The sequence below is a fragment of the Pontibacter indicus genome, from assembly GCF_900156345.1.
GTDB classification, from domain to species: domain Bacteria; phylum Bacteroidota; class Bacteroidia; order Cytophagales; family Hymenobacteraceae; genus Pontibacter; species Pontibacter indicus.
Window position 1 is genome coordinate 1,530,021 of sequence record NZ_FTPP01000001.1, and the last position, 21,699, is coordinate 1,551,719.

At 54.8% G+C, this 21,699-nt stretch carries 16 protein-coding genes; 7 read left to right on the top strand and 9 right to left on the bottom strand.

Annotated features, from left to right (window positions below; all coding sequences use genetic code 11):
• Positions 1–70 precede the first annotated feature (70 nt).
• Genes B0B12_RS06585 through B0B12_RS20255 form a run of 4 tightly spaced genes read right to left on the bottom strand, consistent with a single transcriptional unit; the run spans position 71 to position 3,273 of the window.
• Positions 71–751, bottom strand: coding sequence for an ABC transporter ATP-binding protein (locus tag B0B12_RS06585; protein WP_076666807.1), 681 nt, complete (start codon positions 749–751; stop codon positions 71–73).
• Between the two features lie 25 nt (positions 752–776).
• On the bottom strand, positions 777–2,036 hold the full coding sequence (locus B0B12_RS06590) for an ABC transporter permease (RefSeq protein WP_076666808.1): 1,260 nt from the start codon (positions 2,034–2,036) through the stop codon (positions 777–779).
• 2 nt (positions 2,037–2,038) lie between these two features.
• Entirely contained in the window at positions 2,039–3,088 is a 1,050-nt protein-coding gene (locus B0B12_RS06595; protein ID WP_244554613.1) for an efflux RND transporter periplasmic adaptor subunit, read from the bottom strand.
• 23 nt (positions 3,089–3,111) lie between these two features.
• Positions 3,112–3,273: a hypothetical protein gene (locus B0B12_RS20255; RefSeq protein ID WP_170871827.1), complete on the bottom strand. Its 162-nt coding sequence runs from the start codon at positions 3,271–3,273 to the stop codon at positions 3,112–3,114.
• Between the two features lie 174 nt (positions 3,274–3,447).
• On the opposite strand from B0B12_RS20255, the gene B0B12_RS06600 reads away from it, so the two are divergent.
• The 5 genes from B0B12_RS06600 (at position 3,448) to B0B12_RS06620 (ending at position 9,684) form a co-directional block, all read left to right on the top strand.
• A complete protein-coding gene (locus tag B0B12_RS06600) occupies positions 3,448–4,212 on the top strand; it encodes an SDR family NAD(P)-dependent oxidoreductase (RefSeq protein ID WP_076667732.1) in 765 nt (254 codons plus the stop codon).
• Positions 4,213–4,333: 121 nt separating this feature from the next.
• Positions 4,334–7,126: a cation-transporting P-type ATPase gene (locus B0B12_RS06605; RefSeq protein WP_076666812.1), complete on the top strand. Its 2,793-nt coding sequence runs from the start codon at positions 4,334–4,336 to the stop codon at positions 7,124–7,126.
• Positions 7,127–7,173: 47 nt separating this feature from the next.
• Positions 7,174–7,938, top strand: coding sequence for an alpha/beta hydrolase (locus B0B12_RS06610; RefSeq protein WP_076666813.1), 765 nt, complete (start codon positions 7,174–7,176; stop codon positions 7,936–7,938).
• A 98-nt stretch (positions 7,939–8,036) separates the two neighbouring features.
• On the top strand, positions 8,037–8,498 hold the full coding sequence (locus tag B0B12_RS06615; RefSeq protein ID WP_083704092.1) for a hypothetical protein: 462 nt from the start codon (positions 8,037–8,039) through the stop codon (positions 8,496–8,498).
• 67 nt (positions 8,499–8,565) lie between these two features.
• Positions 8,566–9,684 (top strand): tetratricopeptide repeat protein, encoded by a 1,119-nt coding sequence (locus B0B12_RS06620; protein WP_083704093.1) that lies wholly within the window; start codon positions 8,566–8,568, stop codon positions 9,682–9,684.
• Positions 9,685–9,712: 28 nt separating this feature from the next.
• Here the strand turns inward: B0B12_RS06620 and msrB are convergent, their stop codons facing one another.
• The 3 genes from msrB to B0B12_RS06635 form a co-directional block, all read right to left on the bottom strand.
• The gene (gene msrB, locus B0B12_RS06625; protein WP_076666817.1) at positions 9,713–10,174 is read right to left on the bottom strand and encodes a peptide-methionine (R)-S-oxide reductase MsrB; all 462 of its coding nucleotides are present in this window, start codon (positions 10,172–10,174) and stop codon (positions 9,713–9,715) included.
• 31 nt (positions 10,175–10,205) lie between these two features.
• Positions 10,206–10,631, bottom strand: coding sequence for a DoxX family protein (locus B0B12_RS06630; protein WP_076666819.1), 426 nt, complete (start codon positions 10,629–10,631; stop codon positions 10,206–10,208).
• A gap of 148 nt (positions 10,632–10,779) precedes the next feature.
• Positions 10,780–13,956 carry an AsmA family protein gene (locus tag B0B12_RS06635; protein ID WP_076666820.1) on the bottom strand — a complete coding sequence of 1,059 codons (3,177 nt, stop codon included), beginning with the start codon at positions 13,954–13,956 and terminating at the stop codon, positions 10,780–10,782.
• Between the two features lie 289 nt (positions 13,957–14,245).
• Here B0B12_RS06635 and B0B12_RS06640 point away from each other — a divergent pair, with 289 nt between their 5' ends.
• Positions 14,246–14,578 carry a hypothetical protein gene (locus B0B12_RS06640; protein WP_076666822.1) on the top strand — a complete coding sequence of 111 codons (333 nt, stop codon included), beginning with the start codon at positions 14,246–14,248 and terminating at the stop codon, positions 14,576–14,578.
• Between the two features lie 80 nt (positions 14,579–14,658).
• On the opposite strand, the gene dacB is transcribed toward B0B12_RS06640, so the two are convergent.
• Complete coding sequence (dacB, locus tag B0B12_RS06645; RefSeq protein WP_076666823.1) at positions 14,659–16,053, bottom strand: D-alanyl-D-alanine carboxypeptidase/D-alanyl-D-alanine endopeptidase; 1,395 nt, start codon at positions 16,051–16,053, stop codon at positions 14,659–14,661.
• 100 nt (positions 16,054–16,153) lie between these two features.
• The gene (locus B0B12_RS06650) at positions 16,154–16,867 is read right to left on the bottom strand and encodes a hypothetical protein (RefSeq protein ID WP_076666825.1); all 714 of its coding nucleotides are present in this window, start codon (positions 16,865–16,867) and stop codon (positions 16,154–16,156) included.
• Between the two features lie 919 nt (positions 16,868–17,786).
• Between B0B12_RS06650 and B0B12_RS06655 the strand changes: the two genes are divergently transcribed.
• A complete protein-coding gene (locus B0B12_RS06655; RefSeq protein WP_342039365.1) occupies positions 17,787–21,689 on the top strand; it encodes an InlB B-repeat-containing protein in 3,903 nt (1,300 codons plus the stop codon).
• Positions 21,690–21,699: the final 10 nt, after the last annotated feature.

Sequence of the window (21,699 nt, forward strand, 5' to 3'; positions counted from 1 at the left end):
ATACATAGTGGCGAATTTCAGCATTATCAGGCAGAAATTCGATAAAGGAAGTGGTTCGTTTGACTTGTGTTTACTGCCGGATTATCCGGCCGTCCTCCATCTCGATGATCCGGTGTGAATTTTCAGCAAATTCGGGGTCGTGCGTCACGATAAGCAGGGTCTGGTTGTGCGCCTCGGTCAGTTCCTTGAAAATGTTAAACACGATGTCGCTGTTGCGCTTGTCAAGGTTGCCAGTGGGCTCGTCGCCCATGATGATGTGCGGGTCATTGATGAGGGCCCGGGCGATGGCTACCCGCTGCTTCTCCCCACCCGAAATGCGGTAAGCCGACTGCTTGGCCAGGTGCGCTATACCTAGCATTTTGAGACGCTCGATGGCGCGGTGCTCTACTTCCTGCTCGCTATACCTGCCCAGCTTGAGGCCGGGCAGCATGACGTTGCGCAGCACCGTAAACTCGTTGAGCAGGTAATGGAACTGGAACACGAAGCCGATCTTCTCGTTTCGGATGCGCGCCAGTTCAACATCCGGGCGGCCCGACATCAGCTCCTTGTCTATGTAGAGTTCACCGGTATAGTCGGTGTCCATGGTGGAGAGGATGTAGAGTAGCGTAGACTTGCCGCAGCCCGACTTGCCGATCACGGACACGAACTCGCCTTTGTTCACAGCAAAAGTAACATCGCGGAGCACCTGCACCGTCACCGGATCATGAAACTCCTTGTTGATTCCCCTTGCTTCGAGTATAACTTCCTGCATTTTTTCTTCGCTGTCTTTCCTATACCTATTTGCCCCGGATGATCTCGACCGGGTCCACCCTGCTTGCCTTGCGGGCCGGGAAGAAACCGGCAAAATAGGTCGTGATAAGGGAGAAGGTACCGCCAATAAAATAGAATACCGGATCGTAGTTGACCGGGTAGGTCGTAATGGTGGGCAGTGCCGCCGTCACAAACGGAATGTTGTCGATGATGACCGAGAACACAAAGCCGAACACGAGCCCTACGATGCCCCCAAAAAAGCCGATGCTCATCGCGATCAGCAGAAAGACCAGATTCACATCCCGACCCGAAAAACCGGTGGCCTTGAGGATGGCGATGGAGTCCATTTTCTCGTAGATCATCATGTTGAGGATGTTGAAAATACCGAATCCCGCCACGATGAGCAGCGTGATGCCCACGGCGTAGGAGATGAGCGACCGCACGCTGCTGCCGGTCTCGAACTGGGCGTTGGCCGTCTGGATGTCCTCGGCATCGACCTGAAAAAGCTGCGCATACTCGCGTGCAACGGCCGGGGCCTGCTCCAGGTCGTGGAGCTTGATCTGGATGTCGGTCATGTAGTTGGCCGGCTTGCCGAGCAGCTTCTGTGTGGTGGCCAGGGAGGCGTAGCTCTGCACCTTGTCGATCTCCTGAATACCTGACTGAAAATAGCCCACCACTTTGAGCGGAAAACGCTCGCCCTGCGCAGTCGTGACCTGCACCACATCGCCGATGTCGGCCACCAGTATATCGGCCAGCCCCTTGCCCAGAATGATGCTGTTGGCCACGTTTTTGGCGTCGATCGGGTTGCCCGTCGTCACATAGTCCTTGAAGTTGAACAGGCGGCTTTCCTCCTCAACATCAACGCCGTTGATGATGCCTGTGATATCGATCGTGCCCTCATTGAAAAAGACCTGCGCCAGGAGTTTGGGTGTGGCTCCCAGCACCCGTTTGTCGGCCTTCACGGCCTGCAGAATGGGGCCGCTGTTGTAGATTTCCTGCCGGGTGACGCCGGCTTTCACGGAGCTAATGAAGTTGTAAGAATTCCTGTACTGCTCCGCTGCATTTACCGGCTGGTTGTCGCTGGGCTTGATCTCGTTGTAGAGCCGCACGTGCGGTGTGCGGTTGAGTATAAGGCCATCGAGCAGGTCGTTGAGGCCGTTCATAAACCCGAGCAGCGTAATGAACATGGCGATGCTGAAGGTGACCCCGACGGCCGCCACCAGCGTCTGCCGCCAGCGGGCCAGCAGCATCGATTTCGCTATGCTGTAGATCAGTTTAAAATTCATCGCTATGGCTTCACGATCACGGTTTCTTTCGATAAACCTTCTACTATTTCCACTTTCTGGTAGTCCTTCAGCCCGGTCTTCACCGGCACACGCTCGTCGTTTTCATTCAGCACATAGGTCCCCTCCACCAGGTATTCGCGCGGGATGGTCAGGGCATTCTTCTTCGTCTGGATGATGATGTTGGCCTCGGTGGTGAGGTTCGGGTATAGCGCATCGGGTTTGGTCACGAAAGCGGCCTCTACAGTAAAGGAGCGGGTGCGCTCGTTCATGGCCGGATTGACTTTGGTGACGCGCCCTTCAAAGACCTGCCCCCTGTAGCTGTCGAGGTTGAGGAGCACCTGCTGGCCTGGCTTCACGCGGGCAATGTCGTATTCGTCCACTTGCAGTTCCAGTATAAATTCGTCGGCATCGCCCAGCACCGCAATCGGCACCTGTGGGCTCACCAGTTCCCCTTTCTCGCGCAACACGCTGTATACCTTGCCGTTGGTCTCGCTCTTTACGGTGTAGTCGTCGCGCAGGGTCTCGCTGATCTGCAGGTTCTTCTGCGACTGGCGGGCGGCAAAGTTGAGCTGTTTTTTAAGGTCGTTGTAGCGGAGGCGCGCCGAGCGGTAGGCTGTTTGAGAATTCTTGTAGGCCAGTTCGCGCTGCTCCAGCTCCACGCGGGTGCCGATCTGGCTGGCCCAGAGGTTGCGCTGCCGCACCAGCAACAGCGAGTCGTTCTGCATGCGGCTGCGGGCCAGCTCGATGTTCTCCTGCAGTTCGGTCAGCTTCTCGGCATTGGCACCGACGCGGGCATATTCTGCAGCCAGGCGGGCGTTCTCGGTGTTCAGTTGGGCGGCCTCATTGCTGATGCGTACCAACGTTTCGCCCCGCTGCACAGTGTCTCCCTCGGTCACCAGTATTTCCTCGATGATGCCACTCACCACCGGATAGACCTGGTATTGATTGCGGCTCTTCACAACGCCCGAGGCGTACACGGCTTCCGAGATATCCTCCACGGTTGGCTGCGTGGTTTCCTGCTTCTCGCCACAAGCGGCTAGCAAGAATAACATCAATAGCAGTTGTAAACAGTTTCTTATGGACATGATACCTTAAATGTAAAGGACACACTGCGACAGCAATTCATCTGAGGCCCGCCTATACCTATACCTATACCTATACCTATACCTATACCTATACCTATACCTTCCTGGCGGCGTTCCAACTGGCTGGGGCTATCAAAGGCGCTCTGCTTCAAATGTAAACATTCAGAACATGATTTCATTATTTAAAGTAAGCTAAGGTATACGAAGCGGCTTTACTGACAAGTGCTTTTTTTGGAAGTGACCTAGGTCATCAAAAGGGCATGTCGGTCTTTCGAAATTTGTCGGAATGTAAATCTTCAACTTAGACAGATAAAATTATGAACGCTATGACAAATAATCAGACAAAGTTGTTCGATGGTAAGGTAGCACTGGTAACCGGCGGCTCGTCTGGCATCGGCAGGTCAACAGCGCTGCTGTACGCGCGCGAAGGTGCTAAAGTAGTAGTGTCCGACATTCACGAAGAGTCCGGCATGCAGGTTGTGCAGGAAATTGAGCAACTGGGCAGCCAGGCTATTTTTGTATCGGCCGATGTTTCCAAGCCGGAGGACTGCGAGCGCATGGTGCAGCAGGCCGTCGAGAAGTTCGGCCGGCTGGATATCGCCTTCAACAACGCAGGAATAGGCGGCGAGTCCAACGCCATTGGCGACATGAGCATCGAGGGCTGGGATAAAGTGATCAGCATTAACCTGAGCAGCGTGTTCTACTGCATGCACTTTCAGATACGGCAGATGCTGCAGCAAGGCGGCGGTGCCATTGTCAACAACTCCTCCATCCTTGGGCAGGTGGGCTTTGCCAACTCAGCCGCTTACGTGGCCGCCAAGCACGGTGTGGTGGGTCTGACCAAAAACGGGGGCCTGGAGTATGCTTCCAAAGGTATACGCATCAACGCGGTCGGGCCGGCCTTCATCAAAACTCCTTTACTGTCTGGCATGGGTGAGGAAACGCTGCAGTTCCTGACATCCAAGCACCCGATCGGTCGCCTCGGAGCACCGGAAGAAATAGCAGAGCTCGTGATCTGGCTCAGTTCCGACAAGGCTTCTTTCTTATCCGGTGCCTACTACGCTGCCGATGGAGCTTACCTGTCGCAGTAAACGCCCGTACTACTTACAGAATACCAGCTGCTTCCATAATTCAGATACTCACCTTGTATTGGAATTATAACGGTCCGCGCGGGCTTTTCGCACCCGTGCAGGTATAGAACGTCAAGCAAACATGCGTGTAACAGAACAGAGAAGTCCACAAAATACAACCCTATCACCAGACAAAGTCCGGGACTGGCACAGCCTGGAGGCGCAGGAGGCGCTCGAACTGCTTCAGGTCGATCAGAAAAAAGGATTAACGAACGAAGAAGCCGGTAGGCGACAGGAAGCGTATGGCCGCAACGTGATGACGCCGAAAAAACAGCAGAGTGCCCTCGTGCTGTTCCTGCTGCAGTTTCACCAGCCCCTCATCTACATCCTGCTGGTGGCTGCCCTTGTTTCGGTGCTGCTCGGTGAGTACATCGATGCGAGCGTTATTTTCGGGGTTGTCCTGATCAACTCCATCATCGGCTACATACAGGAATCCAAAGCACTGGCCGCTATCGACGCCCTCTCCAAAAGCATGTCGGCCAAAGCCACCGTGCTCCGCGAGGGCCGCAAGCAACAGATCGACGCCTCGGAGCTAGTGCCCGGCGACATCGTGCTGCTGCAGTCCGGCGACAAGTTTCCGGCTGATGTGCGTCTGGTGCAGGCCCGCGACCTGAAAGTGGACGAATCGGCGCTGACCGGCGAGTCGGTGGCGGTGGAGAAGCACCCGGACCCTGTGGCCGCCGACGAAATGCTGGGCGACCGCTTTTCGATGGGCTTCGCCTCCACCGTCGTGACCTACGGGCAGGCGACCGGCCTGGTGGTGGCCACCGGCGACAAAACCGAGGTGGGCAAAATTCAGGAGTCCATCTCGGGTGCGCAGGATTTGGACACTCCGCTCACCATTAAAATAAAAGAGTTCAGCCGCCTGCTCCTGTGGGTGATTCTGGCGCTTTCGGCCGCCGTTTTCCTGGTAGAGTACCTGCGCGGCGCCGACCCGGCTGACACCTTTATGCTGGCAGTCGCCCTGGCGGTGGGCGCCATACCCGAGGGGCTGCCTGTGGCAGTCACCATCATGCTGGCCCTGGGCGTGTCGAAGATGGCCAAACGCCGCGCCATCATCCGCAGATTGGTGGCCGTCGAGACCCTGGGCAGCACCAACGTCATCTGCTCCGACAAAACCGGAACGCTCACCGAAAACCAGATGACCGTGCAGCAAATCCTGGCCGGCGGCGAGACCTATACGGTTACCGGGCTGGGTTACCGGCCGGAGGGTAAAATTCAGCAACAGGAAACACAGACTGATCTGAGCAGCAACCAAGCGCTGGCGCAGTGCCTGAAAGCTGGCGCCCTGTGCAACGACAGTGCACTGAAGGAGAAAGACGGACAGTGGTTGATCGAAGGCGACCCTACCGAGGGAGCGCTGGAAGTGGCTGCCCGCAAGGCCGGACTCGAACGGCGAAACCTGGAGGAAGCACAACCCCGCCAGGACACCATTCCCTTTGAGTCGGAGTACCAGTACATGGCCACGCTGCACGCGGGCGAAAGACCAGTCATTTACCTCAAAGGCTCCGTAGAAGCGGTGCTGGACCGCAGCAACAAGGCCCTCTTGCCCAACGGTGAACTGGGCGAACTCGACAAAGCGCACATTGAAAAACAGGTCGAGCAAATGGCCGGCGCAGGTTTGCGCGTACTAGCCTTCGCCATGCTGGATTCTGCTGAGGGGCAGACGCAGATCGACCACGAGCACACCAAATCCGACCTCGTTTTCCTGGGCCTGCAAGGGATGATAGACCCGCCCCGCAAAGAGGCGATGGAGGCTGTGGCTCTGTGCCAGCGTGCAGGTATAGACGTGAAAATGATCACCGGCGACCATGCCGTGACAGCCGCTGCCATTGCCAGCCAGATAGGTCTGCAGGGGCGCCAGGAAAACGGGCAGTTGGTGGCCGTGACGGGCAAGCAGCTGCAGCAGATCGGTGACCAGGAATTGCCCGACTTGGTGGAGAAAACCGCTGTGTTTGCCCGTGTGGCACCGGAGCAGAAACTGCGATTGGTCAAAGCCCTGCAGTCACGCGACCGGGTGGTGGCCATGACGGGCGACGGCGTGAACGACGGCCCGGCCCTGAAGCAGGCCAACATCGGCATCGCCATGGGTATTACCGGAACAGACGTGGCCAAAGACGCCTCGGACATGGTGCTCACCGATGATAACTTCTCGTCGATAGAAGGCGCTGTGGAGGAAGGCCGGGGCGTGTTCGACAACCTCACTAAGTTCATTGTCTGGACGCTGCCCACCAACCTGGGCGAGGCGCTGGTGGTGTTGCTGGCGGTGGCGCTCAGTTCCCAGCTACCCATTAAGCCCGTGCAGCTGCTCTGGATCAACATGACCACGTCGGTGCTGCTCGGACTTACGCTCGTGTTCGAGCCCAAGGAGCCCGGCATCATGGATCGTCCCCCGCGTGCTTCCAACCAACCACTGCTCACCCCCAAACTGATCATGCGCACGCTGCTAGTGGGTGTGCTGATGCTGATAGCCGCCTACGGCCTGTTTCTGTACGAGCTGAACCAGAGCGCCACGCTCGTGGAGGCGCAGACTGTTGTGACGACGGTGTTTGTGGTGGTGGAATCGTACTACCTGCTCAACTGCCGGTCGCTGGTGCGACCAGTCGGGCAGATCGGCTGGTTCTCGAATATGTGGGTGTACTACGGCATTGGGATCATGTTCCTGGCGCAGGCCCTCTTCATCTACACCCCGTTCATGAACATGCTCTTCGGCTCCAGTCCGCTGGACGCCATGCAGGTGCTGCGCATTTTTGGAGCAGGCGCCGTCGTGTTCACGATCGTATCGGTTGAAAAGCAGATCCGCTTCCGGCTGGGCAACAAAAGACGAGCTGCCGCTCAACGCAAAAAACAGCTTAGGGAGGGTGAGGCGCAGTGAAAGGGCTGCTCGGGGCCTTGGCTTTACTTTGTATCGTATATCTGGTAATGATGGGATTCCTTTCGTTTCAGCAGGAAAAGCTGATCTTCTTTCCGGAGAAATTGCCAGCGGACTATGTATTTCGCTTCAATCGGGAGGTGGAGGAGATCGCTATACCTGCGCCGGATGGGGTGTTGCTGCATGGCCTGCTCTTCAAGGCCGACGAGTCGAAGGGGCTGGTGTTTTACATGCATGGCAACGCGGGTTCGGTGGCCAGCTGGGGCTGGGTGCACGAGGCCTATACCGCGCTGGGCTACGATGTGTTCGTGCTCGACTACCGCGGTTACGGCAAAAGCCAGGGTGAGATCAGCAGCGAAAAGCAGTTTTACGACGATACCGAAGTAGCTTTCCGGGAAGTGGCCGGCAGGTATAGCGGGAGGCCTATTTTGGTGGTCGGCTACTCTATCGGCACGGCGGCAGCGGCGCGGCTGTCGGCCCAGCATTCGCCCACATTGCTCGTGTTGCAAGCCCCCTACTACAGCCTCCCGGATCTGATGCACAGCCTCTACCCCATCGTGCCGGGCTTCCTGCTGCGCTACAAATTCGAGACCTATACCTTTGTGGCGCAAACCAGGTCGCCCATCGTCATCTTTCACGGCGAGCAGGACGAGATCATCTACCCGGGCTCCTCAGAAAAACTGAAAGCACACCTAAAACCGACAGATCGCGTTATTCTACTCCAGGGCCAGGGCCACAACGGCATGAACGAGGATCCGGCATACCGGCGCGAACTGGAAAAGGTGTTTGACAGCCTGCCGCCTGCAAAGCCCTGAAACAATATCTGACGGAGATCATCATAAGTAATGCTATACCTAAGTCAGGTATAGCAACCGTACAAAACCAGAGAAAACACAGAACTAAAGAAGAAAGCATGGAAGGCGTTTTTAACACCACAGGTCGCATGAATGTACCTGACTCCTATACCTACACTCCGCAAAACGAACAGGAAGCCTGGATCGCCATTATGCACGCCTGCGTGGCCGTGGACGATGACGTAGCCGACGCAGAACTGGATGAAATGGCGCAGACCCTGGCCGACCGGCCGCTCTTTGAAGGGCACGACATCATGGCCTACACCCGGCGTGTATTTTATGCGCACGTACAGCTGGGCAGCAAAATACTGATCGATAACTCCGTGGATCTGATTGCGGAAGAAAGTCGTCCCGCTCTCTTTGCCCATACCATCCAACTGGTGCTGTCGGACTGCGTGGTGACCGAAAAAGAGGAGGAACTGATACAGTACCTTCACTCCGCCCTGGACATGGATGAAAAGGAAGCGCAGGCGATTGTCCGGGATATCCTGATCCGCAACGAAGGCAGGAAGCACGAGTAAAGAAGTGGCGAAGAGGAGGGTTTTTAAAGCAATCTTTTAACTAGTTTTGTGCACTAAACCTCTGTGCATGACTAGAATTCTACTCTCCCTCCTCTTTCTTTTTTCCGCTTTGCAGGCCAGCGCCCAGGACCCAGGTCCCTCTGCGCTTACCTTAGCCGACCAGCACCTCGACGCCGGCCGCTACCAGGAGGCAGTGGCAGCCTATACCATCGCGATCAAAGGCGACAGTTTTACCTTCGAGCCTTTTTACAACCGGGGGCTCGCCTACTTAAAGCTTAAGAACTACCAGGCCGCACTCACCGACCTGGACCGGGCCCTGCTGCTGAACGCAGGCAACAAGGATGCCTTCAGCAACAGGGCACTCGTAAAAGTACACCTGAAAGACATGGAAGGCGCACAGTACGATTACAACAAGGCTATCAGCATCGCCCCCAAGGATGCCGACCTGTACTACCAATCAGCCCTGGCCCTGCTCCTCGACCACAAAACCGCCCCTGCCCGGCAGCACCTCTTGAAAAGCATAGAACTGGCACCTTCCGCCCCCGCCTATCTGGAACTAGGCAAGCTGAGCGACGCTTCCGGGAATTTTGAAGCAGCCAAACGCCACTTCGATAAAGCCATTGAACTGGACGGCAAGCTAGGTGAAGCACACCTCCACCGGGGAACAGTGCAGGAGCAGTTGGGCGAGCATATGGCGGCCGAGGCAGACTACAGCACCACCATCAAACTGGATCCGGCGCACGCGGACGCGTACTTTAACCGGGCAATCCTGAGGTATATGCGTGAGAACACTTCAGGCGCCATTCAGGATCTTACCAAAGTGATTGCCCTCGACAAGGGCCGCGCCGAAGCCTACGCCAACCGTGCCACGGCCTATGCCAAAACTGGACAGACACAGGAAGCCCTGGCAGACTATACCAAAGCGATCAGCCTCGACAGCAAAAATGCCGAGTTCTATACCAAACGAGGGGAACTGAAGATCAAACTGAAAGACTACGCCGGCGGTGAAAAGGACTTCACCCGAGCCCTGAGTCTGGATGCCAAATCACCTGCTGCCTACCTGGGGCGCGGCTATTGCTACATGGCCCTGAAGCAAACGGCCAAAGCTTGTACCGACCTCACCAAAGCCCACCAACTGGGCAACCGCAACGCCATGGACCTGCTCAAGTACAACAAGTGCAATTAAGGTATAGCTAAACAGGGAAGACAAACATTCAAGGTGCTTCCGGCTCGTCCTCAAGCTTTTTTAAACTTACTGAATTGATGCAATAGCGCAGGCCGGCAGGCTCAGGTCCGTCGTGGAAAACATGGCCCAGGTGGCTGCCGCACACATTGCACAAGGCTTCTATGCGCTGCATGTGGTGGCTGTCGTCGAAGGCATAGCGGATGGCGCCCCGGCTGGCGGGTTGCGTGAAACTGGGCCAGCCGGAAATGGCGTGGTACTTCTCTGTTGCGTTAAACAGCACCTGCCCACAGGCCGCACAGGTATAGGTGCCTGGTTCATAACTACGACAGTAGGCATTGCGGTAGGGCGGCTCCGTTCCTTTCTCACGAAGCACGGCATATTGCGTGGGTGTCAGCACTCGCCTCCACTCACTTTCCGTTTTCTCAATTCTATAAGATGGCTCCGGGTTACTGTATTTGGCGTAGTAGATGATGTCTTTCCAGCGTAGCATAGCGGTTTATACGCAGCCTTCTTTATACCTGTCAGGTATAGCTGGTACGTGTACCATCTTCCCGCCTCACGCCTCTGCCCATCGCGGCATCCACGCTCCAGATGCCCGAGCCTCGTGAAGCCATGTACAGAAACAGAAAGCAGTAGAGCAATGCCAGTTCACCTTTGTTGAGCAGGGGGTTCCAGTGCTCGGGAAAGTGCGCCATGAAGAAGGCCACCAGCATCTGAATAGCGGCAATGAAGGCGGCCCAGCCTGTCAGGAAGCCGAATGCGATCATTAATCCGCCAACCAGTTCCACGATACCTGCCAGCCCCATCAGCGAGGCGATCTCTACCGTGCTGCCGTTGCCGGGCCAGCCGAAGAGCTTTTGGGTGCCGTGCATGGCGAACATCAAGCCGGCCACGATGCGCAGGATGGCATACAGTTGCGGACTGTAAGGTCCCAGAAATCTTTCCATAGTTTTAGCTTTTACACCTGTTTAGTTACCAGGCTATTATACAAGCACTTACATACGGAAATAACGATTTTTAGGTGATCCTGTTGAACGAATCCAATACAGCTGACAACTGTGCGGGAAGTTAAATGGAATAAGTATGGCAGCGAAGCTACTCTATTTTGCTGAAGGCCGTGTCGATCTCGTACTGCTCCAGCACTTCCAGGAACTCGTTGCGGAGCACAAGGGAGATGTCTTCCCGCTCCTGCCGGTTACTAAGCTTCACCTTGTATTTATCCTGGTCACGCACCAGCATCAGGTGTTGCTTGCTCTGGCTTTCCTTTAGTGACAGTGTGTCCTGCTGGATCTGCTCGATACGCTTCTGGTTGTTACCGAAAAGGATGTTGAAGATGTTGATGTCCATGCTCAGGCGGGCATCTCCCTGCATGGTATAGGAGCCCCTCAGGTCGAAGGAGGACAGGTTGTTGTTCATGCTGAACCCAGGCGCGACAAACTTGTTCTTGTACAGCACAAAATCGGCCGCCACATCTTCGAAAAACAGGTGCCCGGTTCGCTCTTTCCGGATGAAGCCCAACGCTTCCTGAATTGGCTTGATGTCGATCAGTTCCATACCCCGGAAAGCGGCGCTGCTGTAGGCCACCGTGCGGTCGAAACTCGGCGTAAAGGTCCCGTCCAGTTTGGTGTACACGGTCAGGTTGCAGTCTGCCTTTCCCTTAATGTTCTGGCTGCCCAGCATGTCCAGTTCCATCTGCTCGGCCACGGCAAACAACTGCTCCAGATCCACGTCCTGTACCTGCGCCTTCAGCCGCACGGGTATGGTGTCGGAGGGCTCGTTCAGGTACATCATGCCATGCGAGAAAATCTTGCCCCCGAAGGCTTCCAGGTATAGCTTGTCGAGCTGTGCCTGGTCCCGGTCCATGCGGGCTTTGATGGCTAGGTTGCTGCCTTTCAGGTACTCGTACTTCAGTTCCTGCGCTTCCACATACAAGCCCAGGTCGTATACCTTCTCCCGCAGTTTTGTGCTCATCGCATTTTCATCTTCCTGCCCCGGCTGATCCTGCGGTTGGTCGGCGGGCAGCAGTGTTTTCAGGGCTGCGAAATTCTGCATGAATGCCTGCAGGTCCAGAAAATCATATTGCAGGTGCACGTCCAGGTAAGGACGCGTTAGTTTGGAGCTGATCAGGTAGAAGCCGCCGTACGCAGAGGCAGACCCGCCTTTAGAAGTCTTGAAGCGCATTTCCTTCATGGCTACGTGGCTTTTGTTCTTGTTCAGGCGCACAGACAGGTGCTGCAGGTCTTCTGCTCCGGGCAGGTCGATGTGTTTCACGCGCAGCAACAGGTTTACCTGCTGTAGCGGCATCAGAAACTCCATCCCTCCTTCTCGATCACTTTCTGCAGTCTTGCCACCTCCCGCCGAGCCGGCAATGGCGTTCACTTGCTGCATACTGGTCAGGTCGAGCGTGTCCATCTGCGCCGCCAGTTCGATGTCGGCCGTGTGCAGTTTTCGGTTGTCGTTCGGGGCCGTCACGTTTCCTGTCACCGTGATTCCCTGAGAGTTTAGGCCGATGTCGGAGAGCGTGAGGCGCCTGCCGTCGCTCTTGAGCCTGGCGCGCATGTTGTGCACGTGTGCCGTCTCCAGGTTGAGTTGCTGACACGCCAGCCGCATGTTGAGCCTCAGAAAATCCGGCAAGATGGTAGTGGTAGCGACTGCTTTGTTTGCCGGTGCCGACTGCGTGTTAGTAGGTTTCGTAACAGGTTTCAGCCAGGCTGTGTTTACCTGTTTTAGTTTCACGGCGCCTCTCACGGTCACGGTGCTTTGCTGTCCCATCAGGTAGTTCATCACATCCCGTACTGACCCCTCCACCGAAAAAGGTTTCCCGCCTACTTTGCCTCCCATACCTTGCAGACTCAGTGTGTTGCCGGCCAGCTTCGCCTCGCCGTTCAGGTCGGTGAGGGGCACGGTGAGTTTTGCCGGCTGAAAACCAACCTCCTGCAGTCGGATAAAGCCCTGCCACTGCAGGTCCTGCTCCCGCACCAGGTCAGGTCCGGCGTGCAGGTTTCCTTTGATGGTGACGTCGCCGGCCAGCGTACCGCGCGGCAGCGAGAGGTAATCCGGGGGCATAACCTTCGCCAGGCTGTCCAGGGTATAGCTTCCGCTGATGCGGGCATCCACAAAAGGCTTGGTAAAGTCTGTGATCATGGCCTTGAGCTTCAGGCTATCCTGACCGGTGCGTACGGAGGCGTGATGCAACGCAAAAGTGCTCGACTCCGGTGCGTGCTTCGGTCCGTTGTCCAGCAGTCCGGCAATCTGTATGTGCGAGAGCGTGATGCGGGTGGTGGGCCAGTGCAGTCTGCCATCCTGCAAGGCAAAGTGCAGCTTGTTTCGGGGGCGCGTGGTTGGGCCGGAGTGACCGGCGATGTGGTAGTGCAGTTGCACACGGCCATCGCTCTGCACCTGCCTGAGCAGCGGGATGGAGCGGACCGAACTCATTTGGTTCAGCAGAAAAAAGAACGGCTGCTCTCCCTTAAAATGCAGATCGAGTTCGGAGCCCGGGCCGTCGGACGTTTTCTGGTGCGTGCCCGAGATCAGCACCTCATTTTCGTTCAGGATGGCTTTGCTGTCCTCAATTCTGCCCAGCTTTTTGTCCAGGTTATAGGTATAGCGCGCGTCGGCCGTAAAGGCTCTGTCCTCAAAAAGGCGCAGGTCGCGGCTGCTGATGTAATCGATCTTCCCCTCCAGCTTGCCTTTTATTTTCAGGGTCCTGTCCATCAGTTCCGCCGCCAACTCCGAGTCGAGCAGTTGCAGCGAGAAAGCGCTCTCCTTATAGTGGTTCTCGCTCAGAAATTGGGCTTTTCGGATCCTGACTTGTGGAATGTTCAGGGTAAAATCACCAGCGTCGTCGTCCTGCTTGCCGCCTTTACCAAAGGTGAGGCTGCGCTTATGGCCGGTGGAGTCTACGTGTTGATGGATCGTGAGGCCGTCGAGGTATACCTTGCTGATGCGGAGCCGGCCATACGGCCACTGCAAAACCGGCACCAGCACCTCGGTGTGCTGCACGGCCAGCACCTCCACGGGTTGGGCCCCGCTGGTGTCTTTTAAGGAGATGTTGTCGAGCGTGAGGGTGAGGTATGGAAAATTCCTCCAGTTGGACATATCAGACTGAAAAGGCGCCAGCACCAGATTCGGATCTTTGGTGAGGGTGGTTCTGACGAGCACCGGAAGCTTGTCCTGGTAAAGCGGGGCCAGCATAAACTGAGCTACCAGCACCAGCATGAGCACTAGTCCGATCACCAACAGAAAGATCTTAAGGAGGAGGCGCGTTTTCATAAAATTACCTGGCCAGACCGGTCGCTTGGTTTCCGGTTTGCTTCTCCTTAAACTCACTTTTTAAAAGAAAGTTTGGCTCAGCCGCCTCGCTCCGAACCTCCTGTGTTATATAGGATTGTGCTATATCTGGAGCAACGGTGCCCGAATTGGTTGGATTTAATCTGACAAAGCGGAAAAATGGCCTTCCTGCCCATTTTTTAACCTAAACCCTCCCCTCGTCCGTACAAGAGACAGGCTCTACTGCATAATAGTGCCAGAAATTTTATGTTCTACCAAACGAAAACAAACCATGAGCAGCAACAATAGAAATATCTCCGAGGATCCGAATTCAAGAAAAGGTGAAGGTGTGAGCGGACTGGGCCAAGGCAAACAGACTGGCCCGGTAGCAGGTGGCGCTGACAATACCCGCGGCGAGAACAAGCCAAGTCGTGAAGGCAGTAGCGGCGGTGCCAAGCATGGCAAAGACAACCCTCGCGAGCAGAAAAGCCCGCAGGGCTCCAATGCCAACCCGACCACGACCAGCCGTGGCGCTGACAGCACCGACAAGGAGTTCCGCAACAACCAGCCGAACCCAAGCACCATCACAGACCCAGATATGAAAAACAAGGAGCGTAACAACTAAGGTTATACCTGCGCCTTAAACGAAAAGCCCCGGCAGTAGCCGGGGCTTTTCGTTTTCTACCTGTATAGTATCGCTATACCTTACTTCAATTCATCCAGCACCGCGTACATCTTTTTCACAAGCGATGAGGCCGAGCCGTTGTAGTTGTTCACAACGAAGGAGAAAACGTACTCCTGCCCGTCTTTGGCTTTGTGGTAGCCGGTAAAACCCTTTACGCCACGGATGGTGCCGCTTTTCATTTTCATGTTGTTGAATGTGGGCAGCGAGGCATGGAGACCCGGATACCAGTTTTGCTGACGGGCGTGCAGTAACAGTTGCACCTGGGCGTGCGTCGTTACCCGGTTGAGCGGCGAGAGGCCAGAGCCATCCACCATGGCCAGTTCAGACTCGGCTATACCTTTGCTTTTCCAGTGCTGCCGGATCTTGTTCAGCCCCTGGCGGGTGTCGCTGGTACTGCCATCGGCGAAAGCGATCGTTTTGGCGAGCGCCTCTCCGTAGAGGTTGATGCTTTTGCGGTTGAACCAGTACACGATGCTGTCGAGGGGCGGTGACGTGACGGTGTGGAAGAAGGTGAATCCCTGCTGGGGCACGGCATTGTGCTGCAACACGGCCTGCTGCGGCATGCTGATGCCCAGCGTACGAAGTGTGTCGGCCAGCATGCTCACAAATTGGTTAGCCCCGGAAGGCAGGGCGCCTGAGATCTTGAAACTACTTTCGTTGACCGGTATTGTGCCCCGGATGGCGGCCGTGCTGGTGCCCACCGGGAAGTAGATGTAGGCATTGTCGCCGGTACCCGCCGCAGCAGAGGTAAGCTCGGAGCGCAGGCCATAGCCGTTCAGGTTCGGCACCGTTTTCACGATCGAAACCGGCTCGCCGATCTGCTTACCCGACTTCAGGATCACATCGTACTGGTTTTCGCGCCAGTTCAGTTTGGCAGCACCTGCCCCGTAGTAGTTGGCAATGTCCTGCCACATCCAGCCGTCGGGCACGATTTCCTCGTTCCAGCCTTCATTCTGCACCACTACCTCATGCACGGTTTTTACTCCGGCACGCTGCATCGCCCGAACCAGGTCCTTCAGCACAGCGTCCTCTTTAGTCACCGGCCAGCGCCAGCTTCCAAACGTAGGGTCGCCGCTCGGCACGATGATGAGCGACGTCTGCTTGCCGCTTTTCCGAAGGGCAAATTTCGTTTCGTAGCGATAGGACTTGCCCATCAATTCGTAGGCGCTGATGCTGGTGATCAGCTTCATGGTAGAGGCCGGTGCCAGCCCGATTTTGCCGTTGCGGTCAAACACAACCTGCCCTGTTTTGGCATCTACCACATACAGCGAAGCGATGCCGTTCTGCAGCTGCGAATCGGCTTCGAACTTCTGGAAAGCGGTGGTGAGTTTGGTAGCAGCAGACTGCGCCCAGACTTGCGGTAGCGTCAGTAAACAGGCAAACAGGAAGGTGAGGGAAAGGGTGCGGGTTTTCATAGCCAAAAATTACGCATTTCTGCCGGTTATCCCCAAACCTAAAAACAAAACGGCCGCTCATTCGCAGGAACAAGCGGCCGTTTTGTATCAAATGCTATACCTACCAGTCCTGGTGATCGCGGTATATGTTGCGTTCGTTGTAGCGACGCTCGTCCTCGGATCTGCGCTGCTGGCTGTGCCCCCAGTTGTTGTAGGCGCTGCGCTCGCGGTCTTCGTCGCGGTTGTTATACCTGGTGGAGCCATAGCCCGTGTCGCGGTACTCATCGAAGCTGCGGTTGTAGCCTCTTTCTCCCCTATCCTCGTTTCGGTAACCGGATCTGGACTGATTGCTGTCCCTATAGCCGGTGCCACGGTAGCGCCTTTCATCATCGTCATTCATGCGGCCACGGTAGTCGTTCTCCCCGGAACCACTGTAGTTCTGACGGCTATGCTCGTTGTGGTCGTAATAGTTTCGGTCGCCGCCCATGTGGCTCGGCCGCTCACGTCCCGACATACCGTAGTTGGATGGTCCGTAGGCTGAGCCGCCGCCGTAGGTGCTGCCTCCTTCGCCGTAGCGTGTTCCGCCGCTGAAGTCGCCATAGGCGCGGGCGTCGGAAGTTCTGCGGTTGCGTTCATACCTATCACGGTCGTCGCTATACCTGTTCTCATGGCTTCGGTGACTACCGGAGTGGTAGCGGCCATCAGAGCTGTTCATGTCATCAGGGTTGTAGCGCGACAGGCTGTGGGTGTTGCCGGTTCGGGCATTGCCGTGCTCGTCGAAGTCGGCATAATGGTTCTTGCGGGAGCGGTCGTTCTGCGCGTTGTTTCTGTTCATAGCTTTGTAATTTAGGTTAAAAACACTCCCTCTCATAACGCAGCAAAGCGACGCATGTTAATCAAAGCCCAGCTATTCCAGTAATCTAGCCCCTTTATTAAGCCACAAACCAGCGATTTGGTGCCTTAGGCAGATCGCAAACTTGCTCCTGCACACAAACCTTAAATTAACTGCAAGTCTCGCCTTTTTTTCACCTGCGGGTAATTGCCCTTCGCCCTCCTACCAGTTACGCTCACCATTATATATAGAAATATTATAAAAATAATAATTAAAATCATATTTTATTCGTACAATTTATTTACTAATGACAATAAAAAATAAATTTTATTATAAAAATAATCAATCAGCCAATCTTACGTAACTCATTACAGCAATTAAATCACATAGTTATTTGTATCACTCACTTAAAAACAACTTAAAAGTCATGAATGTCAAATCTACTACACAACCTCCGAACTATGGGGATAACAGTGATATGCCCCGACAAGATAAAATATCATTGCACAGCAACTTACATTCAAAAAGCTTACAAAAGGCATCATTTAGGCGAATCCCCTCTGTTCCATTCTTTTTCACTTTACTAGCTGCTTTACTTTTTCAGACTGCAGCTAGCTTTGCTCAAAACTTTTCCATCACAGGTCCATCACCACTCTGTATGGGTACTGAACCTATCACTTACTCGATTCCGATACAATCCGGGGCGGCCAGTTACACTTGGATAATAAGCGCCACGAATACAGATGCCTATATAGTAGGTGGTAAAGACTCAGTTACCTCTAATCAGCCAATTAAAATCATTCGTGGCCCGGTAATGAATTCTATACAGATTGTGCCGGGCACGGTTGGTGGAGGATTTTCCTTATCAGCAAACGTGAAGATGGAAAATGGCACCACTAGAAATGGATTTAGAACAATCACGATGCCGTATGCTGAAGCAGGGCCAGACGTGCAATTATCCTGTGCTTCGCCAAGTGTCACCATTGGTAATCCTAACTTTCAGAACAACGTTACCTGGCGCTGGGCGGGTCCGGGCGGATTTACTTCAACGATAAAAAACCCCGTTGTATCCCTTCCCGGAACCTATACGCTCACTGTAACCGGCGGCTCTTGCACCTATACGGACGAAGTTATAGTTTCACCACCTGCTGACAATTGTGCACCTACTATAGCCGCTATAACTAACAAAACTCTAAACGAGTTGACAAACCTTCCTTCTACCATTCTTTCGGCAAGCGACCCGAACGGGGATCCGCTTACGTTCAGTTTCCGTCATGCTGTAGACGGAGGGGAGATGAATGATGGATTGCCTGATGGCGCAGCATTCAACACAACGACAAGAGCACTTACCTGGCGGCCTTCTGAAGCGCAAGGTCCAGGTGTTTTTACAATTGAAGTTACTGCCTCTGATGGCGAACTGTCGGGTACCAGGTCCTTTACTATTACAGTGAATGAAGTAAACACAGCGCCTATTTATGATCCTATCAGCAACGCATATGGTAAAGTGGGTGAAAAGATAGAGTTCACCGTGAGGGCCACTGACCACGATGTGCCTGGTACACAGACGATAACTCTTAGCCTAAGCGGCACCAATGGTGTATATCCTGCTGGGGCTACCATCACGAACATACTACCAAGTTCAAACCCGCAAGAAGGACTCTTCTCCTGGACACCAGCTGCGAACCAGGTAGGTAGAGCGGCTGTATATGCCTTGGCCAACGATGGTTTGCGGGGCCAGGCTTCTCCTACATTTTATCTGTATGTAAATGCTCCACCCAGGTTAAATGCGATTACAGCAAAATCTGTTGAAGCAGGCAAAAAGCTCACGTTCCAGTTGTCTGGATCGGATGTAAACAGTAGTTCCGATATGTTTAGCTCTCCACATCAATCCAGGTCGTTTTCAGTGGAAGTGACTCCGGTCGAAGTGCAGGGTGAATACTCAACGGATGATGTACCCGCTATAACTAAAATTGAAGGCGACTGGACTGGCAATCAGGCCATTACGGGCGCAAATACAAGTACTATAACAGGTATATTTGATTGGACACCTACAACACCGGGTACTTATACTGTCAAAATCAAGCTGCAGGACAATGGTATAAGTGGCAATTTCCCGCTTTCAGACGAGAAATCTTTTACCGTAACTGTAACACCCCCACCAGTAACATATTATTCTCTTACGCTAACTCCACCTGAAAACGGTTCGATCAGACATGAACCGGCTGGTGAAACCTACGAAGCTGGCACTGTGGTGACACTCACAGCTGAAGCACATGAAGGCTTCCGCTTTACAGGTTGGACAGGCGATGCCACAGGCACTTCAAACCCACTTGCTCTGACCATGAGCGGTAACAAGACTGTTTCAGCCTCTTTCGAGGCGATTCCGACCTATAAGCTTACAATTACAAATCCTGACAACGGCTCCGGCACGATTGGGCATACTCCGGAGGCAGACCAGGAAGGCAAATACACTGAAGACACGGAGGTTACGCTAACTGCCATCCCAGCCAATGGCTATCAGTTTACAGGCTGGACAGGAGATGCGTCCGGTGACGTAAACCCATTGAAGCTAATAATGGACGCTGACAAGAACGTTTCGGCTACGTTTGAGCTCATCCCGCCGACCGTGTATACCTTGACGCTCCATGATCCTACTAACGGTTCTATCGAAGCTGACCCAGCGGCTGATTCATACGTGGCCGGCACTGAGGTCACACTAAGAGCTATACCTGATGATGGCTACCGCTTCACTGGGTGGTCAGGAGACGCTTCCGGCACCGAGGCCACCACGGCTGTGGTGATGAACGCCAACAAGACGGTATCGGCTACTTTTGAACCAATCCCAACCTTTACACTTACAATCGCTGAGTCGAGTAATGGTAGTATTACCCAAGATCCAGCACCTGATCAAACAGGTAAATACCGCGAAGGCACCATGGTCACGCTCACAGCTGAGCCGGCCAGCGGTTACCGCTTCACTGGCTGGGCAGGTGATGTAACTGGCGTCGAGCTTACAACTACTATAACAATGGATGCTGACAAGCATGCCTCGGCTACATTTGAACTCATTCTTCCAACGATGTACAAGTTGACGCTGACGCAACCTGAAAACGGCTCTATCAGCCTTGAGCCTTCTGCCGATACATATGAAGCTGGTAGTGTAGTGACGCTAACGGCCACAGCGGCCTCAGGCTTCCGTTTTGCGGGCTGGACGGGGGACGCCTCCGGCACGGCCAACCCGCTACAGCTGACCATGAACGCCGACAAGGCGGTCTCGGCCACGTTCGAGGCCATCCCCGCCAGCGGCCCGCAGGTGACCGGCTTCGTGCTGGTGAGCGCCCAGACAGAGCAGGACGTTCTCACCATCGCTGACGGGGCCGCCATCAGCTTCGCCTCCCTGCCCAACACCAAGCTCAACATCCGGGCCAACACCTCGCCCGGCGCGGTCGGAAGCGTCAGGTTCGAGCTGAGCGGCGCCCAGAGCAAGACCTTCGTCGACAACCAGGCCCCCTACGCCCTGCACGGCGATGATGGGGCGGGCAACTACTACTACGGCAACTGGAATCCGCCCGCCACGGGCACCTACACCCTCACGGCCACCCCGTACTCGGGGCCCAGGGCGACTGGAACCGCAGGGACGCCATTGACCATCACATTTACCCTTAACCGTGACGGAGGTACACCGCCAACCCAATATAGCTTGAATACAGGCACAATGGGTAACGGTACAGTAGCAAAGTCTCCTGATCAAAGCACTTATGCCAGCGGTAGCTTTGTAACGATAACAGCAACGGCAGCCTCCGGATCACGCTTTGTAGGCTGGACTGGTGATGCCTCTGGTTCACAGAATCCGCTGTCCATTACGATGACAAGTAATAAATCCATTACAGCTGTGTTCGAAACGATACAAAGTAACACTTATGTACTTTCTGTCAATTCCTCTAACGGCGGTTCAGTAACAAAGAGTCCAAATCAGAATAGCTATACGGCCGGCACCGTGGTCACTTTGACAGCAAGCCCTGCGGCAGGTTTCCGTTTTGCGGGCTGGACGGGGGACGCCTCCGGCACGGCCAACCCGCTACAGCTGACCATGAACGCCGACAAGGCGGTCTCGGCCACGTTCGAGGCCATCCCCGCCAGCGGCCCGCAGGTGACCGGCTTCGTGCTGGTGAGCGCCCAGACAGAGCAGGACGTTCTCACCATCGCTGACGGGGCCGCCATCAGCTTCGCCTCCCTGCCCAACACCAAGCTCAACATCCGGGCCAACACCTCGCCCGGCGCGGTCGGAAGCGTCAGGTTCGAGCTGAGCGGCGCCCAGAGCAAGACCTTCGTCGACAACCAGGCCCCCTACGCCCTGCACGGCGATGATGGGGCGGGCAACTACTACTACGGCAACTGGAATCCGCCCGCCACGGGCACCTACACCCTCACGGCCACCCCGTACTCGGGGCCCAGGGCGACTGGAACCGCAGGGACGCCATTGACCATCACATTTACTTTCAACAGAGATGGAGCGCTTATAAATAATGCTACTTCATCTTTGAGCGCTGTGAATCCAGAAGCCTCAAAGCTCTATGTGTATCCAAATCCAACATCAGACGGTCGCATTAAATTAATGTTGTCTGATGGAGAAACTGGAAAAGTCAGGTATAGCTTAGTGAACTCCATTGGTGAGAGACTTTACTCAGGTGAGTTGATAAGGGAAGAATCATCGAAGCAAGTAAATCTTGATTTTTCTGAGAAAATGAGGACACCAGGGGTTTACTTCCTAAGGGTAGAGTATCCTCAACAGACAAAAGTGTTTAAATTAATGAAAACACTTTAAGCATTAAAAA

Coding starts and splice junctions, on each gene's coding strand:
- B0B12_RS06585 (WP_076666807.1), bottom strand. CDS start 751: ATGCAGGAAGTTATACTCGAAGCAAGGGGAATCAACAAGGAGTTTCAT.
- B0B12_RS06590 (WP_076666808.1), bottom strand. CDS start 2,036: ATGAATTTTAAACTGATCTACAGCATAGCGAAATCGATGCTGCTGGCC.
- B0B12_RS06595 (WP_244554613.1), bottom strand. CDS start 3,088: ATGTTATTCTTGCTAGCCGCTTGTGGCGAGAAGCAGGAAACCACGCAG.
- B0B12_RS06600 (WP_076667732.1), top strand. CDS start 3,448: ATGACAAATAATCAGACAAAGTTGTTCGATGGTAAGGTAGCACTGGTA.
- B0B12_RS06605 (WP_076666812.1), top strand. CDS start 4,334: ATGCGTGTAACAGAACAGAGAAGTCCACAAAATACAACCCTATCACCA.
- B0B12_RS06610 (WP_076666813.1), top strand. CDS start 7,174: ATGATGGGATTCCTTTCGTTTCAGCAGGAAAAGCTGATCTTCTTTCCG.
- B0B12_RS06615 (WP_083704092.1), top strand. CDS start 8,037: ATGGAAGGCGTTTTTAACACCACAGGTCGCATGAATGTACCTGACTCC.
- B0B12_RS06620 (WP_083704093.1), top strand. CDS start 8,566: ATGACTAGAATTCTACTCTCCCTCCTCTTTCTTTTTTCCGCTTTGCAG.
- msrB (WP_076666817.1), bottom strand. CDS start 10,174: ATGCTACGCTGGAAAGACATCATCTACTACGCCAAATACAGTAACCCG.
- B0B12_RS06630 (WP_076666819.1), bottom strand. CDS start 10,631: ATGGAAAGATTTCTGGGACCTTACAGTCCGCAACTGTATGCCATCCTG.
- B0B12_RS06635 (WP_076666820.1), bottom strand. CDS start 13,956: ATGAAAACGCGCCTCCTCCTTAAGATCTTTCTGTTGGTGATCGGACTA.
- B0B12_RS06640 (WP_076666822.1), top strand. CDS start 14,246: ATGAGCAGCAACAATAGAAATATCTCCGAGGATCCGAATTCAAGAAAA.
- dacB (WP_076666823.1), bottom strand. CDS start 16,053: ATGAAAACCCGCACCCTTTCCCTCACCTTCCTGTTTGCCTGTTTACTG.
- B0B12_RS06650 (WP_076666825.1), bottom strand. CDS start 16,867: ATGAACAGAAACAACGCGCAGAACGACCGCTCCCGCAAGAACCATTAT.
- B0B12_RS06655 (WP_342039365.1), top strand. CDS start 17,787: ATGCCGTATGCTGAAGCAGGGCCAGACGTGCAATTATCCTGTGCTTCG.